Annotated in this window: 18 protein-coding genes; 5 read left to right on the top strand and 13 right to left on the bottom strand. The window is 67.2% G+C overall.

The genetic code is table 11. The annotated features are described in order from the left end of the window. Positions 1-11 precede the first annotated feature (11 nt). Positions 12-245 carry a hypothetical protein gene (locus ILT42_RS07370; RefSeq protein WP_204214787.1) on the bottom strand — a complete coding sequence of 78 codons (234 nt, stop codon included), beginning with the start codon at positions 243-245 and terminating at the stop codon, positions 12-14. A gap of 273 nt (positions 246-518) precedes the next feature. Here ILT42_RS07370 and ILT42_RS07365 point away from each other — a divergent pair, with 273 nt between their 5' ends. The 3 genes from ILT42_RS07365 to ILT42_RS07355 are packed head-to-tail and all read left to right on the top strand — an operon-like array spanning position 519 to position 2,955. Continuing rightward, positions 519-1,610, top strand: a complete 1,092-nt coding sequence (locus ILT42_RS07365; RefSeq protein ID WP_204214786.1) for a spore photoproduct lyase family protein — start codon at positions 519-521, stop codon at positions 1,608-1,610. A 41-nt stretch (positions 1,611-1,651) separates the two neighbouring features. Continuing rightward, a complete protein-coding gene (locus ILT42_RS07360; RefSeq protein WP_204214785.1) occupies positions 1,652-2,383 on the top strand; it encodes a phosphatase PAP2 family protein in 732 nt (243 codons plus the stop codon). Further along, positions 2,380-2,955: a regulatory protein RecX gene (locus tag ILT42_RS07355; protein ID WP_204214784.1), complete on the top strand. Its 576-nt coding sequence runs from the start codon at positions 2,380-2,382 to the stop codon at positions 2,953-2,955. The genes ILT42_RS07360 and ILT42_RS07355 overlap by 4 nt, the downstream gene beginning before the upstream one ends. Before the next feature lie 129 nt (positions 2,956-3,084). Here the strand turns inward: ILT42_RS07355 and ILT42_RS07350 are convergent, their stop codons facing one another. The 4 genes from ILT42_RS07350 to ILT42_RS07335 form a co-directional block, all read right to left on the bottom strand. Beyond that, positions 3,085-4,068 carry a TRAP transporter substrate-binding protein gene (locus tag ILT42_RS07350; protein ID WP_204214783.1) on the bottom strand — a complete coding sequence of 328 codons (984 nt, stop codon included), beginning with the start codon at positions 4,066-4,068 and terminating at the stop codon, positions 3,085-3,087. 29 nt (positions 4,069-4,097) lie between these two features. Then, positions 4,098-5,405: a TRAP transporter large permease gene (locus ILT42_RS07345; RefSeq protein WP_204214782.1), complete on the bottom strand. Its 1,308-nt coding sequence runs from the start codon at positions 5,403-5,405 to the stop codon at positions 4,098-4,100. Between the two features lie 3 nt (positions 5,406-5,408). Beyond that, positions 5,409-5,954: a TRAP transporter small permease gene (locus tag ILT42_RS07340; RefSeq protein ID WP_204214781.1), complete on the bottom strand. Its 546-nt coding sequence runs from the start codon at positions 5,952-5,954 to the stop codon at positions 5,409-5,411. A 119-nt stretch (positions 5,955-6,073) separates the two neighbouring features. Beyond that, positions 6,074-6,718, bottom strand: coding sequence for a DUF1345 domain-containing protein (locus ILT42_RS07335; RefSeq protein WP_204214780.1), 645 nt, complete (start codon positions 6,716-6,718; stop codon positions 6,074-6,076). A 220-nt stretch (positions 6,719-6,938) separates the two neighbouring features. Here ILT42_RS07335 and ILT42_RS07330 point away from each other — a divergent pair, with 220 nt between their 5' ends. Next, entirely contained in the window at positions 6,939-7,364 is a 426-nt protein-coding gene (locus ILT42_RS07330; protein WP_204214779.1) for an OsmC family protein, read from the top strand. A 337-nt stretch (positions 7,365-7,701) separates the two neighbouring features. Then, positions 7,702-7,938 (top strand): hypothetical protein, encoded by a 237-nt coding sequence (locus tag ILT42_RS07325; protein WP_204214778.1) that lies wholly within the window; start codon positions 7,702-7,704, stop codon positions 7,936-7,938. Between the two features lie 5 nt (positions 7,939-7,943). On the opposite strand, the gene ILT42_RS07320 is transcribed toward ILT42_RS07325, so the two are convergent. The 8 genes from ILT42_RS07320 to ILT42_RS07285 all read right to left on the bottom strand — a co-directional run bounded on the left by ILT42_RS07320 (position 7,944) and on the right by ILT42_RS07285 (position 14,806). Next, a complete protein-coding gene (locus ILT42_RS07320) occupies positions 7,944-9,131 on the bottom strand; it encodes a winged helix-turn-helix domain-containing protein (RefSeq protein ID WP_204214777.1) in 1,188 nt (395 codons plus the stop codon). After that, entirely contained in the window at positions 9,128-9,628 is a 501-nt protein-coding gene (locus ILT42_RS07315; RefSeq protein WP_204214776.1) for a hypothetical protein, read from the bottom strand. The genes ILT42_RS07320 and ILT42_RS07315 overlap by 4 nt, the downstream gene beginning before the upstream one ends. A 7-nt stretch (positions 9,629-9,635) precedes the next feature. Further along, positions 9,636-10,091 (bottom strand): hypothetical protein, encoded by a 456-nt coding sequence (locus ILT42_RS07310; protein ID WP_204214775.1) that lies wholly within the window; start codon positions 10,089-10,091, stop codon positions 9,636-9,638. 248 nt (positions 10,092-10,339) lie between these two features. Beyond that, positions 10,340-11,551: a 23S rRNA (adenine(2503)-C(2))-methyltransferase RlmN gene (gene rlmN / locus ILT42_RS07305; protein WP_229428519.1), complete on the bottom strand. Its 1,212-nt coding sequence runs from the start codon at positions 11,549-11,551 to the stop codon at positions 10,340-10,342. A 169-nt stretch (positions 11,552-11,720) separates the two neighbouring features. Continuing rightward, complete coding sequence (locus ILT42_RS07300; protein ID WP_204214773.1) at positions 11,721-12,398, bottom strand: invasion associated locus B family protein; 678 nt, start codon at positions 12,396-12,398, stop codon at positions 11,721-11,723. Between the two features lie 170 nt (positions 12,399-12,568). Beyond that, a complete protein-coding gene (locus tag ILT42_RS07295; RefSeq protein ID WP_204214772.1) occupies positions 12,569-13,315 on the bottom strand; it encodes a calcium-binding protein in 747 nt (248 codons plus the stop codon). 234 nt (positions 13,316-13,549) lie between these two features. Then, positions 13,550-14,149 carry a calcium-binding protein gene (locus tag ILT42_RS07290; RefSeq protein WP_204214771.1) on the bottom strand — a complete coding sequence of 200 codons (600 nt, stop codon included), beginning with the start codon at positions 14,147-14,149 and terminating at the stop codon, positions 13,550-13,552. Between the two features lie 207 nt (positions 14,150-14,356). Next, the gene (locus ILT42_RS07285) at positions 14,357-14,806 is read right to left on the bottom strand and encodes a YkvA family protein (RefSeq protein ID WP_204214770.1); all 450 of its coding nucleotides are present in this window, start codon (positions 14,804-14,806) and stop codon (positions 14,357-14,359) included. Positions 14,807-14,863: the final 57 nt, after the last annotated feature.

The following is a 14,863-nucleotide window of genomic DNA, read 5'->3' as shown; positions in this document are numbered from 1 at the left end:
CGTCCGGCCCGTCAGCGCGTGGCGCCGGCCCGCCGTTCCATGCACTCGGCGATGAGCGCGTCGCGGGGGCTGCGCTTGCGCGACAGGGAGCCCGGCGGGTGGGCGGCCGCCACCTCCGCCTTGCAGGCCTCCCGCGCGTCCCCGGACGCGGCCTTGCTCTTGGCGGCCGGAGCGGCGCTCGCGGCCCCGCAGGCCAGGAGCGCGACGGCGCCCGCCAGGATCGTCCCCGACATCCGGTGTTTCACGTCCACCCTCCACGGCAGTGTTCGCCCGAGCTTAAAGCCCCTTGGTCAGGCCGCAAGAGGCCGTCAAACCCCATGGCATCACGCCAGCCCCCAAGCGAGGACGTCTCGCGCGCCGGGCATGAGGCCCGGTCGCCCGAGCCATGATGACGCAAGCTCTCCCGGTCGGGCCTAGCGCCTCCCATCTTCCATGACGAGGCAGGCAAACCGCGCCCCTGGCGGTACCCGCCCGCCATCCTGCCGGATCATCCCTGTCCCCAAGGCGTTGCGTCTCCCATGAGCGCTCTCCCGTCCCCTTCCGCCGCCCCGCCGCCCAAGCTGTGGCGGCCCCGGCGCGTGCTCGTCACGCCGGCGGCCCTCGACTACGATCACGGGCGCGCCATGGTGGAGCGGGCCGAGGCGCTGGGCTCCGAGATCGTGCGTCTCAAGGCCAACCGGCTCACGGGGCTGAACGGGGACGACCCGCGCCGGGCCTATGCGGAGGCCAAGAACACGCTCGCGGTGGTGGTGGCGCCGCCCACCAAGCTCAGGCTCCAGCCGATCCCGCCCAGCGCCGATTGGCGGGTCGACCTCGCCGAGGGCTGCCCCGCCCATTGCCAGTATTGCTACCTGGCCGGATCGCTCTCCGGGCCGCCCGTGACGCGGGCCTATGCCAATCTCGACGAGATCCTGGGCGTCCTGCCGGGTTTCGTCGGCGGCGGCACGGTCACGTCCCGGCAGGCCGGGCGGGCGCACGAGGGCACGACCTTCGAGGCCTCGTGCTACACCGATCCGCTCGGCATCGAGCACATCACCGGCTCGCTCGCCCGCCTGATCCTGCATTTCGGGGCCTGGGATGCGCCGGTCCAGCTGCGCTTCACCACCAAGTTCGACGCGGTCGAGCCCCTGCTCGGGCTCGCTCACAACCGCCGCACGCGGGTGCGCTTCTCCGTGAACGCGGCTCCGGCCGCGCGGTTCGAGGGCGGCACCGCGTCCCTGGCGGCGCGCTTTGGCGCCCTGCGCCGCATGGCGCTGGCGGGCTACCGCATCGGCCTCACAATCGCGCCAATCATGCCGGTGGAGCGCTGGCGCGACGCTTACGAGGATCTCCTGGTCCAGGCCGCGCAGGCCCTGGACGGCGTGCCCGATCCGGACCTCACGGTCGAGCTCATCACGCACCGCTTCACGCCGGGGTCGAAGGAGGTGCTGACGGGCTGGTATCCGGGCTCGTCCCTCGACATGGAAGAGGCCAAGCGCAGCCGCAAGCTCACCAAGTTCGGCTCGACCAAATACGTGTACCCGGCGGACGCGATGCGCGAGATGCGGGCTTTCTTCGAGGAGCGGATTCCGGCGCGCCTGCCTGGCGCTCGGGTTCTCTACTGGACCTGACGGGCCTCGCCATCGGGCCCCCCAGACCCTATTCTTGCGCCATGCATCTTCCCGTTCCGTCCACCGCCCGAACCCTTTGGCTGCGCTTCCGCCTCAACGAGGTCGGGCCGCTCCTGTCCCTGCTGGCCCTGGCGGTTTGCGCCTGGGTCTTCATCGAACTGGCGGATTACGTCACGGAGGGCCAGACCCACGAATGGGACCAGGCCATCATGCTGGCTCTGCGCAACCCGCAGAACCCGGCGGATCCCCTGGGCCCCGGCTGGCTCGAGGAGGCCGCGCGGGACATCACGGCGCTCGGCGGCACCACGATCCTGCTCCTGGTGACGTTCGCGGCGATCGTCTACCTGCTCATGGCGGGCAAGAAGGCGGCGGCCGTGCTGGTCTTCGTCACGGTGGACGGCGGACTTCTCTTGTCGAACGGTCTGAAGATGCTGTTCGACCGCCCCCGCCCGGACCTCGTCGCCCATGCGGTGCGGGTCTACACGGCGAGCTTTCCCAGCGGCCACGCCATGCTGTCGGCCGTTGTGTATCTGACGCTCGGCGCGCTGCTCACCCGCATCGTCAAGCGGCGGCGCATCAAGGTGTTCTTCATGGGGCTGGCGATCTTTCTCACGCTGATGGTCGGGTCGAGCCGCGTCTATCTCGGCGTCCACTGGCCGAGCGACGTGCTGGCGGGCTGGTGCGTGGGCGCCGCCTGGGCGTCGCTGTGCTGGTTCATCGCCCTGCAATTGCAGCGCGGCGGCCAGGTGGAGCGGCCCGGCGAGCACTCATGAGCGATTTCGAGGATCGGCCGCCCCAGCGGCCCGACAAGGAGCGCAAGGCCCCTGCGGAGCGAAAGCCGCCCCGCAAGGTCACGCCCGCCTATCTCCAGCGGGCCGCCATGGCTTATCTGGAGCGCTATTCGTCCTCGGCCGAGAACCTGCGCCGGGTGCTGCGCCGCAAGGTGGACAAGCGCTGCCGCCTGCGGGGGGAAGATCCGGCGGAGTTCCGGGAGGCCATCGACGAGGTGGTGGCCAAGAGCCTGCGGGTCGGCCTCATCGACGACACCCGCTACGCGGAGGCCCGCGTCGCCACCTTGCGTCGCCGGGGCGGCTCCGCCCGGGCGATCCGGGCGAAGCTCTCCGCCAAGGGCGTGGACCGCAACGCCATCGCGGCGGCGCTGGAGGGCGAGGAGGGCGACGAGGAGGCGGCCGCCCACGCCTTCGCCAAGCGCCGCAAGCTCGGACCCTATCGGCCCGGCGAGCGGGCCCCTTACCGCGACAAGGACATGGCCTCCCTCGCCCGCGCGGGCTTCAGCTTCGACGTGGTGCGGCGGGTGATCGAGGGCGAGCGGCCGGAGGAGTGAGGCCGTTCCACGCCCTCGCTCGTCATCCCCGGCCCTGAGCCGGGGATCCATGTCTTGACACGCCTGCCTCTTGGGCCGTGGCCACGTGGGTGGCCGTGTCAAGCCCGGCCATGACGCCCGTAGGGCGCCTTACGATCCCGCCTTCTTGTAGGCGTCGATCACGGCCTGCCCGTCGGGCCCGGCCTTCTTCAGCCAATCCTGGGTCAGCTGCTCGCCCACCTTCTGCAGGCCCGCCTTCAGCTCCGGGCTCGGGGGCTGGATCTTCATGCCCTTGGCGGCCATCTGGTCCGTGTACCAGTTGGTCTTTTCCTGGGCGGTCTTCCAGCCGCGCTCCTGCGCCGCCTGGGCGGCCTTCAACACGGCGTCCTGCGTCGGCTTGTCGAGGGCGTCGAACGCGGCCTTGTTGATGAAGGTCAGGTTCTTGGGGATCCAGGCCTGGGTGTCGTAGAAGTGGGAGAGCGACTCCCACACCTTCGCGTCGTAGCCCGTGGCGCCCGACGTCATGAAGGTGTTGACCACGCCGGTGGCGAGCGCCTGCGGCAGTTCCGCCGCCTGCACGGTGACGGGCTGCGCGCCGACCAGCTCCGCGATGCGCGCGGTGCCGGGATTGTAGGAGCGCCATTTCACGCCCTTCAGGTCCTCGACCGTGTTGATGTCCTTCTTGGCGAAGATGCCCTGCGGCGGCCACGGCACGGCAAACAGCAGCATCAGGTTCTGGCTTGCGAACTTCTTTTCCACCGCGGGCTTCTGCACGTCCCACAGCTTCTTGGACTGATCGAAGGACGTGGCCAGGAACGGCACCACGTCGAGGCCGTAGATCGGGTCCTCGTTCTCGTAGAGCGAGATCAGGACCTCGCCGGCCTGGGCCTGGCCGGTCTGCACCGCGCGCTTGATCTCAGGTGCCTTGAACAGGGATGCGTTGGCGTGAACCGTGATCTGCAGCTTGCCGCCCGAGGCCTCCGCCACGTCCTTGGCGAACTGGGTCAGATTCTCGGTGTGGAAATTGTCCTGCGGATAGGCGGCGGGCAGGTTCCACTTGGTCTGCGCCATGGCGGGCAAGCACAGCAGCAGGGCGCCGGTGACGCCGAGAGCCGCGCGGGTCAGATGTCTCATGGTGGATTCTCCTCTGGTTTTCTTGGATGTTAGTCGGGAAAGGCGAGCTTGGGCAGGTAGAGCGCGATGTCTGGAAAGATCGTGATGATCGCCACCGCCACCACCAGCAGGCCGAAGAACGGGAGCGCCGCGAGCGCTACCGTGTTCGAATCCTTGCCGCTCATGGTCTGGAGCACGAACAGGTTGAAGCCGACCGGGGGCGAGACCTCCGCCATCTCGATGACGAGCACCAGGAAGATGCCGAACCACACGAGATCGAAACCGGCGGCCTTCACCATGGGGATCACCACCGCGGTGGTGAGCACGATCATGGAGATGCCGTCGAGCGCGGTGCCGAGGAGGATGTACATGATCGTCAGCACGGCGATGAGCGCGTAGGGCGACAGGTGCAGGCTCTCGACCCAGCCCGCCAGCGCCAGCGGGATGCCCGTATAGGCGAGCGAGGTCGACATGAAGGACGCGCCCGCCAGGATCAGCATGATCATGCAGGTGATGCGCGTGGTGCCCATGACGCTGGCCCGGAAATTCTCCCAGGTGAGCGAGCCCGACCACCACGCGATGGCGAGCGAGCCGAGCACGCCCCAGGCGGCGCATTCGGTGGCGGTCGCCCAGCCGAACATCAGGGTGAGGAACACGAGCGCGATGAGGAGCGAGACCGGAATGAGGTTCGCCGAGGCGCGCATCTTCTCCGCGAATGTCATGCGCGGCTCGGGTGGCGGGGAGCGCTCCGGATGCAGCACCGACCACAGCGCGATGTAGCCCGAATAGAGCGCCATCACGAGCAGCCCCGGCAGGAAGCCCGCCAGGAAGATCTGGATGATCGACACGTTGGCGGCGACCGCGTAGACCACCATGGTGATGGAGGGCGGGATCAGGATGCCGAGCGTGCCCGCGCCCGCGAGGCTGCCTAAGCTCACGGTCTCGTCGTAGCCGCGCTTCTTCAGCTCCGGCAGGGCGATCTTGGCCACGGTGGCGCAGGTGGCGGCGGACGAGCCCGAGACGGATCCGAAGATGCCGCAGGCGAGCACGTTCACGTGCATCAGGCGGCCCGGCAACCAGTTCAGCCAGGGCGCCAATCCCTTGAACATTTCCTCGGACAGGCGCGTGCGGAACAGGATCTCGCCCATCCAGATGAAGAGCGGCAGCGCCGCCAGCGTCCAGGAGGCGGAGTTGCCCCAGATCGTGGTGGCGAGCACGGAGCCCGCCGGGATGCCGCCGCCCACGAACTGCATGCCCACCCAGCCGCAGGCCATGAGCGCGATGGCGATCCACACGCCGCCCGCCAGCAGCACGATGAGGAGGACGAGCAGGAGGCCCGAGATGGTGACGAGTTCCATGGCCTAGACCCCGCTCTGGATGGCGCGCTCGACCACTTCCTCGGCATTGGCCGGAGGCGGCTTCTCGTAGCGCGGTTCTCCGCCCGCCAGTGCATGCACGAACTCGTCCACGAAGGCGACGAACAGGATGACGAGGCCCGTGCAGTACCCGAGCTGCGGGATCCAGAGCGGCACCGCCAGCACCCCCTGCGCCATGTCGTTGAAGCGCCAGCTGTCATAGGTGAGCATTACGGCGTGCCAGGCGAAGAATCCCGTGAAGGCGAGGCCCAGCACCAGGGAGAAGAGTTCGAACGCCCGGCGCGTGCGGCCGTGAAAGCGGTCGATGAGTAGCCCCACCCGGATCATCTCGCCCGACCGGAAGGTATGGGCCAATCCGAGGAACGCCATGGCGGCCATGCACCAGGAGGCGAAATCGTCGCCCGCCGGGATGTTGACCCCCACCTCGCGGCCCAGGGACAGGCCCATCATGAGAAGAAAGATGACGATGAGGAAAAGGCCCGCCAGATAGCCTGCGGCCAGATAGAGGCCATCGAGGAAGGATCGGATCATACGCTGTTCTTGAACTCCTGACAGGCCTCGCAGAATGCAAGATGCAGGCCAGGAGCTTACGGGAACCCCATGGCCGGGCAAGCCGGCTTTGGGCGTAGGCGCGAGGCCCCGCGATCCCCTCAGATCAAGCTTGCCGCCACGTTGATGGCGAGCGCCAGGATGGTGGTGTTGAACAGGAAGGCCAGGATCGTATGGGCCAGCACGAGGCGGCGCATGCGCCGGGACACGACGGTCACGTCCGAGGTCTGGGCGGCCGCGCCCATGTTGAAGGAAAAATAGAGAAACTCCCCGTAGACCGGTGCTTCCTCCTCCGGGAACTTCAGACCGCGCCGCTCCTCCCCGTCGCCCCCGTAGAACTCGTGGGCGTAATGCACCGCGTAGATCGTATGCACGAAGAACCAGGAGCACAGGATGGTCAGGCCCGCCAGGCCGATCCGCAGGGTGCTCTGGGCGGGTTGGGCGTCGCGGACGCCGTGCAGCTCGAGCGCGATGGCCGCGAGACTCGCCAACGCCGCCGCGAGGGTCATCGCCAGGACGGCCACGGCGCCGTCGTCCTCCACCTTGGCCCGCGCCATGATGTTGTCCCGCGTGGCCCGCATCATCATGAAGCCCGTTGCCGCCAGATAGAGCAGGACGCCCACGTCCCAGGCAGCCAAGAGCCGCGTGTTCACCGTCCAATCCCCCGGCAGCACGCCGAAGACCAGGACCGCCGCCAGGGCGGAGCTGACGAGGCGGGGACGCAGGCGGGGATGCAGGTGGAACATCGGGAGGCCTAGGGCGTGGCGGCAAGCCGGTCCCCTGGAAAATAGGGCGGCGACGGGACAGGAGGCATAGCCCATCTTCACCCATGTTCGGAATCGCGTCTCCCGGACAGGTTCCCGGTTCGGCCCGAGCGGGCCGGCATGCCCTGCGGGCCAGGGTTTGGGGCTGGAGTTTCGGGCATCCTGTCCTAGTTCCTGCGATGCTTCACACAGGGAGAGCACCATGAACCGCAAGGCGAAGGCCGTTTGGCAGGGCACGGGCAAAGACGGCACCGGCCACCTCACCACCGATTCCGGCGTCCTGTCCTCCACGCCGTATTCGTTCAAGACCCGCTTCGAGAACGAGAAGGGCACGAACCCGGAGGAATTGATCGCGGCTGCGCATGCGGGCTGCTTCACCATGGCGCTCGCTTTTCAGCTCCAGGGCGCGGGCTTCACGCCCACCGAACTCGCCACCGAATCCGTGGTTTCGCTGGACAAGGATGGCGACGGTTTCAAGGTGTCGAAATCGGCCCTGACGCTCCAGGCCAAGGTGCCGGGCATCGACAACGCCAAGTTCGAGGAGCTCGCGCGGACCGCCGAGAAGAACTGCCCGATCTCGAAGGTGCTCAACGCCGAGATCACGATGACCTTCACGCTGTCGCAATAGCCCACCGCTCAACGAATCGGGCGGGGCTTACGCGCTTGCCCGATCCTTGAAACCGAGTTACGGTCACGGCGTTTCACCCTTGTGTGCCCTAGCGCAGCGAGCTTCCCGTGACCCTCGAACGGCCGAGACCCTCACGAGCCTATGTGTTCGCCCTGCAGTCCATCGCTGCAGGGCCGACCACGCGCGTGAATCGGCTGGCCGTCTCCTCCGCCTTTCCCGGTTTTCTCCAGGTCTGTCCCAAACAGCGAATGTGGTGACGAACACGTTTCGTCCGTTGCTTGGCCCCTTGGCCTAGAGCCGCGCCCTCGCGCGGCGAGGCCCGACCTGCGAGATTTTCATGACCTCCCTTCCCGATCGCCCGCGCGGCCCTTTGGCCGCGCGCCTGCCGTCGCTTCTGCACTCCATCCTGCGGACGTTCGGTCTCAAGACTCGACCCACCTTCGGGCGCCTCGCCGATCCGCGCTGGCTGAGCGACCGGCTGCGCGAGGATGCGCGCCTGCCCCATTCTCGCCTGCCGGATGCGCGCCGGACACGGCAGGAGGATTGGTGGTCGCGGCCGCCTCCGCCGCTCTGACGGTTTCAGACGCCGAGCCGCCCTGCCCATTCGGACGGGGCGGCGATGTCGGTCAGCCCCAGCCAACCCGCCATCAGGCGCAGCTCCTCGCCCAGCGGTCCCGCGACGGTATCGGGAGCGGCGTGGTGTTCGAGATGGATCGCGTGCACGATCAGGCGGCGTGAGGCCCGGTCGGCCTTGAGGTCGAGACGCGCCACGATGGCCTCGCCCAGGACGAAGGGCAGGCAGTAATAGCCGAACTCGCGCTTCTCGGCCGGGGTGTAGATTTCGATGCGGTAGCGGAAATCGAACAGCTTTTCCGTGCGGGTGCGCTCCCAGACGACCGGGTCGAAGGGCGACACCAGGGCGCGGGCCCCGACCTTGCGCGGCATCCGGGCCGCTGGGTCGAGATAGACCGGCCCCCAGCCCTCCACGGTGGCGGGCACGAGGTCGCCCGCCTCGACGAGCTCGGGAATGCGCGCTTTCGCGTCCGCGGCCTCCAGGCGAAAGTAATCGCGCAGGCAGCGCTCGCTGGCGACCCCGAGCGCCCGGACGGAATGGCGCAGCAATTCGCGCTGCGCCTCCTCGTCGGAAGGCGTGGGTGCGTTCAGCACCGCATCGGGCAGGACCCGCTCGGTGAGGTCGTAGATCCGCTCGAAGCCGCGCCGGGTCAGCGTCGTCACCTCGCCGGCCCAGAACAGCCATTCGAGCGCCCGCTTGCCGTCGCTCCAGCCCCACCAGGCGCTCTGGGACTTGCCGCCGTCGGTCAGTTCGCCCGCCCCGATGGGGCCCCGCGCCCGGATCTCCTCCCGGACCCGGTCGATGAAGTCCTTCCGCTCATGTCCGAACCGGGCGAGCCCGCCATAGATGCCCTCGCCCCGCGCGGCCCGGGCCATGCGCCAGCGGAAGAGCGGGTGCAGGTCGAGATGGATGAGGGAGGCCTCGTGGCCCCAATACTCGAAGGCGATGCGCTTTGTCCGATGATAGCCGATCCGCTCCAGCAGGCCCTGGTCGTAGGCGCCCAGCCGGGAGAACAGGGGCATGTAATGGGCCCGCACCAGCACGTTCACCGAATCGATCTGGAGCAGGTGCGAGCGCGAGAGCGCGCGGGCGAGGTGCCGGGCCGTGACCCGCTCGGGCCTCGGCTCGTGCAGGCCTTGCGCCGCCAGGGCGATGCGCCGGGCCTGGGCTTGCGTGAGGTGGGCGCGGGTCATGCGCGGGGCGGAGCCGGGGGAAGCGGCGCCGGGGGTGGGGCGGGCGGGCGCCCCGCGACCGCCCAATAGACGAGGCCCGCCACGGCGCCGGTGAGCCCCAGCACCACGCTGATATGCAACTCCGTGGGCGAGGTCATGCGGGGCGAGCCGCGCAGGATCCACGGCACGGCGGCGGTGAGCACGCCCGTGGCGCCCGCCATCCAGAGCAGGCTCCGGGCCCGCGTCACCTCGCTCACGAGGGCGACGAGCAGGAGCGGCAGGACCAGGAAGGTGAACAGCACCCGGCTCACGTCGCCCAGGGTCTGGGCCATCAGGAATCCGGGATCGTCCGATTCGAAGATCGCGTCGAGGAGCGACCAGAAGCCGACGAACACCGTGTTGCCCATCAGGTCCGCCATCACCGGATCGGCCACGGACGCGACGAAGAGAAAGACGCTGCTCGCGCTGATCGCGAGAAAGAGGGCAAGCGGGATGAGGATGAGCCAGCGCAGGAGCATCCGCCGGTTATGGCACGGGCTCAGGCTTGGAGCCAGCGACGGCGATGCGCCAGTAGATCCAGCCGCAGATGGCGCCGGCAGGAAGAAAAATCGATGCGGATTCGACCGCGAAGATCAACCGGTGTTCCTCGGATGGGATTCTCATGCTCAAAAGAACGAAGCATCCGCCGAAGCATGCTCCGCCGATCGAGCTCGCATACCAAGTTCGTAGACCTGTTGCGTAGATGATCCCAGCAACGAGGGTAGACCCTACAAGAAGCGGAGGGCCTAAGATCTTGAGGATGATATAGTTGCCGATCAGAAGGCCTGGTATCAGCCTTAGAAGATAAGCAAGATCAACATGGCCATTCAACAGGCCACGGCATAATCCTACCGCTGCAATAAGGAACATCGTGACCAAGGGGGCTGTCGCGGTGACGACAAGAACTCCGATGATATGGCGGAGCCCAGCGCTGGCTGTCATGGGAATACGCGTGCAGCTATAGGCCGTTCATCCAGCCACATGACGGTCTGCCAGGGACCGTCATGGAGTCTATGGGTTGAAGCCCCTCGATAGTGTGGTCGGAGCCGCTCGTTCCCGGCATGCTTGATCCAGGGAAGCCGACACGGCCAATCATTCATGTAAGTCCAGAGCCCTGCTCAAGCCAATAATAAACGATATAGTATATCGATAGTCAGTTATTGCAAGGCTGAATGGGAGCGAAGAAAAGCTTACTCTCCCGTCCCCACCGCATACACCCCTTCCGCCCCGATGCCCTGCTCGGCCATCATGCGGGCGCGGGCGCGCAGCTTTTCGGTCTCGCTCTTGAGCTGGCCGCAGGCAGCGAGAATGTCGCGGCCGCGCGGGGTGCGGACCGGGGAGGCGTAGCCGGCCCGGTAGACGATCTCCGAGAAGCGCTCGATGCGCTCCCAGTCCGAGCACTCGTATTTCGAGCCCGGCCAGGGGTTGAACGGGATCAGGTTGATCTTGGCCGGGATGCCCTTGAGCAGCCGCACCAGCTCGCGGGCGTCGGCGTCGGAATCGTTCACGCCCTTCAGCATCACGTATTCGAAGGTGATGCGGCGGGCATTCGACAGGCCTGGGTAGGCCCGGCAGGCATCGAGCAGCTGCTTGATGTCGTATTTGCGGTTGATGGGCACGAGCTCGTCGCGCAACTCGTCCCGCACCGCGTGGAGCGAGATGGCCAGCATGGTGTTGGCCTCGGCGCCCAGGCGCTCCATCTGCGGCACGACGCCGGAGGTCGAGACCGTGATGCGGCGGCGCGACAGGGTCAGGCCCTCGCCGTCGGACATGACGTCGATGGCGTTGACCACATCGCCGATGTTGTAGAGGGGCTCGCCCATGCCCATGAACACGATGTTCGACACGAAGCGGGAGCCGTCGTTCGGCACGAAGGCGCCCTCCGGCGGGGTGGCGTCGGGCCAGTCGCCGAGGCGGTCGCGGGCCACCACGAGCTGGGCCACGATCTCGGCGGAGGTCAGATTGCGCACGAGGCGCTGGGTGCCGGTGTGGCAGAACGAGCAGGTCAGCGTGCAGCCAACCTGGCTCGACACGCAGAGCGTGCCGCGGTCGGTCTCGGGGATGTACACGCACTCGATCTCGGCGCCTTTATCGAGGGGGCCGGTGGAGGGCATGCGGATCAGCCACTTGCGGGTGCCGTCCTTGGACACCTGCTCGGACACCACCTCGGGGCGGGACAGCGTATAGGCCTCGGACAGGGAGGCACGCAGGCTCTTGCCCACATTGGTCATCTCGTCGAAGCCCTGCGCGCCCCGGAAATAGATCCAGTGCCAGAGCTGGGCCACGCGCATCCTGGCCTCGCGCTCGGCGACGCCGATGGCCAGGAGCTTGTCCTTCAGCTCGTCCCGCGTCAGACCCACCAGGGACACGTGGCCCGGCACCTTGCCGGCCGAAACGGACATCTCCGCCGTCTTCTCGATGCCGGCCAGGCGCGCCGCCTCGGTCACGGCGACAGGGGCCGCATTGGCATTGTGTTTGGCGATGTCGAGCACCGTCGCCATGGGGGTCACGCTCTCTCTGATTGGGATTTGCGCGTCCCTATAACACGATTGCGTCGGAATCGTGAGGTTTTTACGAGCATTCCTTGCGGGCGCGCTCGAGGGCCGCCCCGAAGCCGCTGAGCGAGTAGCGGTCGGTGAGCGAGTTGCCCCGGGCCGACTGGGCCTTGACCACGAGGCTCGAGCCCCGGGACATGGTCGCGATGGCCTGGCCTTCCTCGGCGGGGTTCTTCAGCCAGGCGTTGGAGGCCTTGGTGAGGAGCGCGTAGGAGGTGCTGCCGATGGCGGCCTCGGACGGGCCGTTCTCCTTGGTGGCGAAGCCCATCACGAGGGCGACCTCGTTGCGGACGTTCTCGGCCGGGCGAAACGACACGAACACGTAGGCCGGATCGCGGTTGAGGTTCTTGGGCAGCCGCTCCTTGGGCTGGCTCAGCGCGTAGCAGATCTTGGACCGGCCGCTCTGGGCCGCGTAGACGCCCCAATCCCCGAAGGAGGCCACCAGCGACGATCCGCCGGGACCCGCCGCCGGGGCCGCCGTGGCGGCTGCCGCTCCTGCGGCCGCGCCGGCCGCCGCCGGGCGAGCCGCCGAGGGCTTGGCGGGGGCGGCCCTTGCGGGTGCCGGCTTGGCGTTGGTCCGCTGGTTCGACGACTGCGCCATGCCGGGCGCGCCCGTGGCGAACACGAAGGCGGCGGAGAGGAGGCCTGCGGCCAGGCCGCGCGGGAGGGATGCGAGAGGCGATGCGAGAATCATGGGACGGGACTTTAGACCGGGATGGTTAAGAACTCTTCACCTCTCCCGTTAAGCGCAGACCGCCGCTTTGGGGATGCGGTGGGGTGCCTCGCCCCCGGGAACCGGTGGCCCGTCAAGGAAAAGGGCCGCGCAGGCGGCCCTTCTGGGATCGGTTCACAAGACGGTGAGCCCTAGATGTAGAAGTCCTTGTACGACAGGTTCGCCAGGCTCTTGGTCTTGGCCAGGGTGGCGAAGTGCTCCGCCTTCTGGCCGCCGGCGCCGTCCGCGTCGTAATAGAGTTTGCCGCTCTTGGTGTCGAAGACGATGCGGTCGTCCTTGTCCCGGCCTTCCTTGGCGCCCACGCCCTTGTAGAAATTGCTCTCCTTCAGCACGCCCTTGGTGCCGACGGCCTTCTTGAACACGGCCTTGGACAGGAGGATCTTGTCCTGCTTCACGGTGAAGTCCGTGATCGTGGCGGTGTGGGCGCCCTTCATGGGTTTGCCGATGAAGGCGAAATAATCGGCGCCCTTGCCGCCCGTGAAGACGTCCTTGCCGAAATCGTGGACCAGGAAGTCGATGCCGTCGCCGCCGTCCAGGGTGTCATTGCCCTCGCCGCCGAACAGGACGTCGTTGCCCGCGCCCCCGGAGAGCCTGTCGTTGCCGCCCGAGGCGACGAAGAAGTTGGCGTTGGCGTTGCCCGTGACGACGTCGTTGCCGTTGCCGGTGAACACCGTCGAAACGGTGGGCGCGAAGGTGTCGAAGCCGAAGCCCGTGTTCTGGGGCAGGAGGTTCGACAGGTCGATGTTGACCGGAATGCTTTCCATGTAGAGGGCGACCGCCCCCGAGATGACGTCGTCGCCGGGGCTGTTGACGGCCTTCATGATCTCGTCGGGATTGGTCGGGAAAGCCGGTGTCACCGGGATGTTGATCTTGGCCATGCTGGTTCTGCCCCTGGGTCGAAGTCTGGCGATGGAATAACGTGCGCCGGGTAGCCGGATCTTGCCGTAAGGGCAAGTCTTTTCGAAACGTTATATGCCAGACTTAGCAGGATTTTCCTGCCAGGGCGTGTTGCGGCGCACAGCTTGGCGGTATGGCCGGGTGCGGCCGGACAGGCAGGGCCACGAAAAAAGGCCGCCGGAGGCGGCCTTGTGAACTCATCGGACCCGTCGGTTTTACAGGATCAGGAAGTCCTTGTGGGTCAGCTTCGTATTGGGGTTCAGCTGGGCGAACTGCACCGCCGCTTTGGCGCCGCTCCCGTCCGGATCGTAGGACAGGGCACCGGTGGTCGGGTCGTAGACGATGCGGTCGTGCTTATCGAGGGCCTGGGGGCCTGTCACGAAGGCGTTCTTGGCCAGGTCGCCGAGCCCAGCGATCTTGCCGAAGATGGCGTGAGACAACAGGATCGTGTCGTCCTTGGCGTTGAAATCCGTGATCACGTCAACATTCGCGGGCCCCAACTTGGACTCGAAGGCGAACACGTCCTGGCCCCGTCCGCCGGTCAGGATGTCCTGACCGCGGCCACCCACCAGGATGTCATTGCCGGCGCCGCCGACGATCAGGTCGTTGCCCCGGCCGCCGTCTATGATGTCGTTGCCGGCGCCGCCATAGATCGTGTCGTGGCCCCTGTTGCCGCCGAGCAGGTCGTCGCCGCGACCGCCCGTGATGCTGTCGTTGCCGCCTCCGCCGTCGATGGCGTTGGGGCGGCCGTTGCCGTTGATGACATTGGCCTTGCCGTCGCCGGCGTAATTGTCGCCGCTTCTCCGAACGCCCATCGCATGAAACCTCGTGCTAAAGACCCTGGCGACAGACGAAATCTATCGCGCGGAAGGATTGTCATTCCGTACCGAAGCTTTGCTAGTCTTGCAATTACATTTGGAATAGCAATCCTGCGTCGCTTTAGTCGAAGCGTCAGGTTTGATCTGTGAGTTTTCTCACAGACGGCGGTTGCGTTGCTATAGTGTAACCAAGTTTCCTTTAGGTTAAGCGCGGCTGTCCTGGGGCGCATCCTGCAGCAGCGCCTCGCGCGCCTTGGCGCGGTGCGTCTCCGTGATTGAGCCCGCCACCTGGGTGACGGCGGTGGCGAGCACCGCCGCGTCGTCGGCGAAGCCCAGGAGAGGCAGGAAATCCGCCACCGCATCGGTGGGGAGCACGAAATACGCGATGGCGCCCATGAGGATGAAGCGGACCCGGTTGGGGGTGGCCGGGTCGGTGGCGCAGTAGAAGGCCGCCACGAGATCCTCCGCGAAGGGGATGCGCCCGCCCACCCGTCGGAGCTTGGCCCAGAAACTGCGCTTGATCGCGGCCTCGTCCCCGATGGTCTCGGGTCCCGTCCGGTCCCGCCCGGACGTCCCGTCCGCCGGACCGCCGCCTTCCCGGCGCATGGCGTCCATCTCGGCCTTGGTGAAGGGTTTCGTGAAACCGTCGCTCATCTGGTCCTGCTCGTTGCGTCCGTGCCTGGGCACCCGGTTCAACGGCCGGGACGCCCT

This window comes from Microvirga pudoricolor (assembly GCF_016892705.1).
Classification (GTDB): Bacteria; Pseudomonadota; Alphaproteobacteria; order Rhizobiales; family Beijerinckiaceae; genus Microvirga; species Microvirga pudoricolor.
The sequence above is the reverse complement of the archived record's forward strand: the minus strand, read 5'-3'. Positions and strand labels throughout refer to the sequence as shown.